Genomic DNA, 6,768 nt, shown 5'->3' with positions numbered 1-6,768 from the left:
GCGACATATTCCTTGGTGAGGTCGCAGGTCAGCACCCGGTCGCGGCCCTTGCCGAGGCCGAGCGCGACCTTGATTGCGATCTTCGGCTGCTTCATCGCAGCCGAGACTTCGGCTTCGTCATAGGAGGGATCGCGCGCGCCGCTTTTCGCCACGCGAATGCCGTTGAAGGAAATCGAGAGCTTGTCGCGATTGGCAGGCTCGCCGGCCTTGCCGACCGCCATCACCACGCGGCCCCAATTGGCGTCCTCGCCGGCGATCGCCGTCTTCACCAGCGGCGAGTTGGCGATCGACATCGCAATCCGGCGCGCAGAGGCTTTCGAGACCGCACCCTCGACGATGATCTCAACCAGCTTGCGCGCGCCTTCGCCGTCGCGCGCTACCTGCTCGGCCAGGTTGGCAAGCACCGCGTTGAAGGCCTTCGTGAAGGCCTTCAGGCGCGGGTCGCCGGCGCGGCTGATTTTCGGCGCTCCGTGGGCCGCGGCGGCGCCGGTCGCAAATGCGAGCAGGGTATCCGAGGTCGAGGTGTCGCCGTCGATCGTGACGGCGTTGAAAGTGTCTTCGACGCCCGCCTTCAGCAGCGACTGCAGGGCGCCCGCGGAAATGGGCGCATCGGTGAAGACGAAGGACAGCATGGTCGCCATGTCGGGCGCGATCATGCCGGCGCCCTTGGCCATGCCGTTGATCGTCACCTTGGCCTTGCCGAGCTTGACGGTTGCAGTCGCAACCTTCGGGAAGGTGTCGGTGGTCATGATGGCGCGCGCGGCTTCCATCCACGCATCGGGCGCGGTCCTGGCCGCAAGCTCCCCGAGCACGCCATCAAACTTGGTGGCGTCGAGTGGCTCGCCGATCACGCCGGTCGACGCGAGAAATACTTCGCCGGCCTGGCAGCCGACCGCCTTCGCGGCGATCGCAGCAGTCAGCGACGTCGCTTGCCGGCCGGTCTTGCCGGTGAAGGCGTTGGCATTGCCGGAATTGACGACCAGGGCGCGCGCCTGGCCGCGGGGAAGCTTGGCGCGGCACCATTCGACCGGCGCTGACGCACATTTGGAGCGGGTGAAGACGCCGGCTACCGTCGTCCCCTTGTCCACGATCGCCAGCAGCACGTCGGTGCGGCCCCTGTAGCGGATGCCGGCAGCGGCCGTCGCAAGGGTCACGCCCGCGATGGCGGGCATCTCGGGGAAGTTATTGGGCGCAAGGGGAGAGATGGTGGAGGACATCGATATGCTTTCGGCAAAAATGAGGGCGGCGGGCAATGCTCTCTATCACCTCTCGCCGCGCGCGGGGAGAGGTGGGCCTCCGCATGAATGCGAAAGCCGGGTGAGGGGCTCTCATCCGGCTCGCAAGGTAACAGTTGTATGTCAGGATCTCGAGATTCCGGGTTTGCGCTGATGCGCACCCCGGAATGACTTCATCACTTCTTGGCAGGCGCCATCTTCGAGTCCGCCGGTTTGGCGGAGTTGGGAGCTGCTGGCGGCGCCGGCGTATTGGAGGCCTGATCCATGCGCTCGATCTTCGCGCCTTCGCGCAGCTTGGCCACGTATTCGGCCTGCGCCTTGCGGGTGACGTAGTTCTCGATCTGCGGCTTGACCTGGGCAAAGTCGGGCGCCTTCCGGTTGCGCTTCTCCTCGACCTTGATGATGTGCCAGCCGAACTGCGTCTTCACCGGATCGGAGATCTTGCCCGGCTCGAGGCTGAAGGCGACGGCGGAAAATTCCGGCACCATTTGGTCTTTGGTAAAGAAGCCGAGATCGCCGCCATCGGAAGCGCCGCCCGGATCCTTCGACTTCGCCTTGGCAAGCGTGGCGAAATCGGCGCCTTTCTTCAACTCGGCTTCGATGGCCTTGGCCTCATCCTCGGTCTCGACCAGGATGTGCCGAGCATGCACTTCCTGCTCGCCCTCGATCTGCTTCGAGGCCTCGTCGTAGACCTTCTTCATGGCGTCATCGGTTGCCGCCGCCTTGCCTTCCGATGCGAGCAGATTGTCCATCAGCAGGCGGTTGCGGGCGAAAGCCAGCCGGGCCTTGAAGTCGGGACGGTCTTCGATCTTCTTGTCTTCGGCGGCCTTGGCGACGAGCTTCATGTCGATCAGAAACGCCAGCACGTTTTCCTTCTTGGTCGACGGATCCATCTGTGCAAGGCTGGGGCCGAGCTCTTCTTCCGCGAGATTGACATCGCTCTGATGGATTTCCGAGCCGTTTACCTTGGCCAGCACGGGATCGGAGTCTTCAGCACGCAGCGGCAGGCTCGCGAAGAGGGCAATCGCAAGTGCGCCGGCTGCGGCAGCATAGCGGGCGCGTTTCGCGTGTGATGACAAAGTCATGAAAAATCCTTATCTCCAAGCCGTATGGCTGTTGCGGCGGGTCATTGAAAGCCGCGCGACACTCGCCCAATCGCGTGACATTGGCAACGCGAAAAGTCTGTCAAAATCATGAAATCCCGGAAAGGCGGGACCTCGACCGCCTGGTGCGGCGAAATCTGAAGTTCCTGTCGGTTCGGCCCAATTTTCTCATGCCTCGACAGGTGGTTCGGAGGCTCCTTGTACAGCCTGCAATTGAGCCCGATCCGACTTGCTTCATCGAACAACCCGGAAAGCCGGGCGGCGTTGACAAGGCCTGGGCCCAGCCATATCTCTGCCGGACCTGAGTCAATGGCGATAGCGCCCATTTTTCCGCGTTTTGGCCGTTGAACCCCGGATTGCTGAACTCCCACTCATTCGACGCACGATCCCGGTGAGGGCCGGCCGTTAGCGCGTCACGGTGAGTTGATGGCGGGCCAGCGGTCCGGCCACCTCACGGCAGCTCTGCCGAAGAACAGGAAGTTGGCATGATCGGCGCGCTCGCCCGCAAGTTTTTCGGCTCCGCAAATGACCGGCGGGTCAAAGGCTACCAGAGCCGCGTAAATGCCATCAACGCTCTGGAGCCGGAACTCGTCGCGCTTTCGGACGAGGCGCTGAAGGCGCGGACGGCCGAATTCCGCAAAGAGCTCGCCGAGGGCAAGTCGCTCGACGACATCCTGGTTCCGGCGTTCGCCACGGTGCGGGAAGCCGCCAAACGCACGCTCGGCCAGCGGCATTTCGACGTGCAGCTGATCGGCGGCATGGTGCTGCACGAAGGCGATATCGCCGAAATGAAAACCGGCGAAGGCAAGACGCTGGTGGCAACGCTTGCGGTCTACCTCAACGCGCTTGCGGGCAAGGGCGTGCACGTCGTCACCGTCAACGACTATCTCGCCCGCCGCGACTCCGCCTGGATGGGGCAGATCTACTCCTTCCTTGGCCTGACCACCGGCGTGATCGTGCATGGCCTCGACGACGCCGAGCGCAAGGAAGCCTACGCCTGCGACATCACGTACGGCACCAATAACGAATACGGCTTCGATTATCTGCGCGACAATATGAAGTACCGCCTGGAGGACATGGTCCAGCGCGGGCACTTCTACGCCATCGTCGACGAAGTCGACTCGATCCTGATCGACGAGGCGCGCACGCCGCTGATCATCTCGGGTCCGCTCGATGATCGGTCCGACTTCTACAACACCATCGACACATTCTTTCCCAAGCTCGACAAGTCCGATTACGAGGTTGACGAAAAGCAGCGTACGGTGACGCTCACGGAGGGCGGCATGGAGAAGCTTGAAACGCTTCTGCGTGATGCCGGTCAGCTCAAGGGCGAGTCGCTCTACGACGTCGAGAACGTCTCGGTCGTGCATCACGTCAACCAGGCGCTGCGTGCCCATACGCTGTTCACCCGCGACAAGGACTACATCGTTCGCGACGGCGAGGTCGTCATCATCGACGAATTCACCGGCCGCATGATGCCGGGCCGGCGCTATTCGGAAGGTCTGCATCAGGCGCTGGAAGCCAAGGAGCATCAGCCGGTCCAGCCGGAAAACCAGACGCTGGCTTCCATCACCTTCCAGAATTACTTCAGGATGTACGAAAAGCTGTCCGGCATGACCGGCACCGCGGCGACCGAAGCCGACGAGCTGTTCGACATCTACAAGCTGGACGTGGTCGAAATCCCGACCAACCTGCCGGTGGCGCGTCTCGACGAAGACGACGAGGTCTACCGTACCCAGAACGAAAAATACGCCGCCATCCTTTCCGAAATCGAGCGCGCGAACGCGCGCCTGCAACCGGTGCTGGTCGGCACCGCCTCGATCGAAAAGTCCGAGGTGCTGGCCGAATACCTCAAGAAGCACGGCTACAAGCAGATCGACTTCGGCAACGAAAAGGCGATGGAGAAACTCTACGCAGCGGCCCGCTCCGGCAAGCCGGCCAAGTTGTTTGCGGTGTTGAACGCGCGCTTCCACGAACAGGAGGCCTATATCGTCGCCGAGGCCGGCGTTCCCGGCGCGATCACGATCGCCACCAACATGGCCGGCCGCGGCACCGACATCAAACTCGGCGGCTCGCTCGAGATGCGGATCCAGCACGAGACCGCGGGCATAGCCGACGAGGCCGAGCGCAATGCCAGGATCGAGCAGATCAAGGCCGACGTCGAGCGCTTCCGCGACATCGTGCTCAAGGCCGAAGAAACCATCGAGATGGAGCCGGCCAAGGGTGCCAAGCCGGCCAAGACCGTGACCAAGCCGGGCGGCCTCTACATTATCGGCTCGGAACGCCATGAATCGCGGCGCATCGACAACCAGCTGCGCGGCCGTTCCGGCCGCCAGGGCGACCCGGGCCGCTCAAAATTCTTCCTGTCGCTGGAAGACGACCTGATGCGGATTTTCGGCTCCGACCGGCTCGACAGCATGCTGACGCGGCTGGGCCTGAAGGAAGGTGAGGCCATCATCCACCCCTGGATCAACAAGGCGCTGGAAAAGGCGCAGCAGAAGGTGGAAGCCCGCAACTTCGACATCCGCAAGAACCTGCTGAAGTTCGACAACGTCCAGAACGACCAGCGCAAGGTGATTTTTGACCAGCGCGTCGACCTGATGAAGGACGAAAGCGTCGCCGAGACCGTCGCCGACATGAGACACGCCTTCGTCGAGGACGTCGTGACCAAGCACGTCCCCGAACATGCCTATGCCGAGCAGTGGGACACCGCCGGCCTCAAGGAAGAGCTCAAGCGCGTGCTTGACATCGACTTGCCCGTCGATGAATGGGCCAAGGAAGAGGGCATCGCGGACGAGGAATTGCTGACGCGTATCGAAAGCCGGGTCGACCAGCACATGGCGGCCAAAGTGGCGCAATGGGGCCCCGAGGTGATGCGGTACGTCGAGAAGACGATCCTGCTGCAAACGCTCGATCATCTCTGGCGCGAACATCTCGTCATGCTCGACCACCTGCGCCAGGTGATCGGCCTTCGCGGCTACGGTCAACGCGACCCCTTGCAGGAATACAAGTCCGAAGCGTTCACCCTGTTCGAGACCATGATCGCGCATTTGCGCGAGGCGGTGACGGCGCAACTGATGCGCGTCGAAATCGTGCCGCCCGAGCAGGAGCCGCAGCCGCTGCCAGCGATGGAAGCTCACAAGTTCGATCCCAATACCGGCGAGGACGAGTTGGCGTTTGCCAGTGCCTCGCTGGTGCCGACTGCAACCGCCAACCGCGACCCGAAAAATCCCGCCAGCTGGGGCAAGGTCGGCCGCAACGAGGATTGTCCCTGCGGTTCGGGCAAGAAGTACAAGCACTGCCACGGCAGGTATGTTTGACTGGGTACGCCGGCAGCGCGCTGAGGGAATGAGATCAGGATCGCGGATCGGCAGTCCCGTTACCCCTGCAGTAGCTTTGACGATAGAAGGGCCGCTTGGGTCCGGCTGTTGAGCCTTAGGCGCTCCAAGATTGCTGAAACGTGCAGCTTGATGGTGTTGGGTGAGAGAAACAGCGCCATCGCGATTTCTTTGTTGGTTTTGCCTTGCCCCAGCAGTTTCAGAACTTCCATCTGTCGCTTGCTGAGCCGCGTATGAGCCTTGATCGTTTCGTCGGTCCCTTTGCTCTTGTGCCCCACAGGTCCGGCGAGCATTCCATTCAGTTGGGATGAAAGGGTCTCCAGGATAGAGCGTTCCAGAATGCCTCCAACAGTGGATGCGCTCGCCGGTTGCCGAAGTTTCAGCTTTTTCCTCTTTGATGGCGCCTTTTGGGCGCCAATCGAGAGTGGCAACATTGTTGTGAGGTTTACGTGTAGGAGCGCAACACCCCCTGACTTGTCCAACGAGAGGGGCACCCCGATAAGGCAGAACCATCGCATCTGCCTCGGCGAGGGGCACGGATAGATGAAGGTCAAGAGATCCCGCCTGCCCGAAAGCAGGGCTTTGAGCTGAGCCAAGAACCGGCGCGAGCTGGGTTCATCAGATCGGCAGTACTCCAGGTAGTTTGAGCCCACTCCGGAAGAGGGAACGCGCAATCCGTTTCGTCGACCGAATTGCTCCCACGTACCATTGACCGCGACGATTGTTCCGGAAGCGTCGAGAATTGCCACGCTCACAGGAAGCGATTTCAGGTCCTCAAACGCTGCAACCCTATTCTTCATGGATGTTCCTGCGATCTGTCTTGGCGATATCACAGGCCGCACAGCTTTCGTGTCGATGTTTTAACGGCGCGTAGCGCGACAGCGCGCCTAGTCGCTTTGGGCTATTGTCCATTCCTAAAGTATCAAGTTCCATTGTGCCCGCTGATTCCGTCAGCCTGGAGAGAACTCATGGGTGACGTTCGGAAACAGCCTAGGCAGTGCCCATCGATCTTGAAGTTTGTCAGCGAGAAAAACATTGGATGGGATCGAAAGCTGCTTGGTGAAAGATGAAGGGTAACGTCTGGCCAGGTAG

4 protein-coding genes are annotated in these 6,768 nt (G+C 61.5%); 1 reads left to right on the top strand and 3 read right to left on the bottom strand.

Annotation, left to right across the window (positions count from 1 at the left end; genetic code table 11):
• Together argJ and NEZ08_RS23785 are read right to left on the bottom strand one after the other, a co-directional pair.
• Positions 1–1,217, bottom strand: a 1,217-nt coding sequence (argJ, locus tag NEZ08_RS23790; RefSeq protein ID WP_298112593.1) for a bifunctional glutamate N-acetyltransferase/amino-acid acetyltransferase ArgJ, incomplete at its 3' end; no start/stop codon positions are given.
• Positions 1,218–1,411: 194 nt separating this feature from the next.
• A complete protein-coding gene (locus NEZ08_RS23785) occupies positions 1,412–2,320 on the bottom strand; it encodes a peptidylprolyl isomerase (RefSeq protein WP_298112590.1) in 909 nt (302 codons plus the stop codon).
• Between the two features lie 503 nt (positions 2,321–2,823).
• Here NEZ08_RS23785 and secA point away from each other — a divergent pair.
• Entirely contained in the window at positions 2,824–5,658 is a 2,835-nt protein-coding gene (secA, locus tag NEZ08_RS23780; RefSeq protein WP_298112587.1) for a preprotein translocase subunit SecA, read from the top strand.
• A gap of 59 nt (positions 5,659–5,717) precedes the next feature.
• On the opposite strand, the gene NEZ08_RS23775 is transcribed toward secA, so the two are convergent.
• Positions 5,718–6,476 (bottom strand): LuxR C-terminal-related transcriptional regulator, encoded by a 759-nt coding sequence (locus NEZ08_RS23775; RefSeq protein ID WP_298112583.1) that lies wholly within the window; start codon positions 6,474–6,476, stop codon positions 5,718–5,720.
• Positions 6,477–6,768 lie beyond the last annotated feature (292 nt).

The sequence above is a fragment of the Bradyrhizobium sp. genome (assembly GCF_027451485.1).
GTDB lineage: Bacteria > Pseudomonadota > Alphaproteobacteria > Rhizobiales > Xanthobacteraceae > Bradyrhizobium.
Note: the sequence above shows the minus strand (reverse complement) of the source record. Positions and strands in the feature narration are given on the sequence as shown.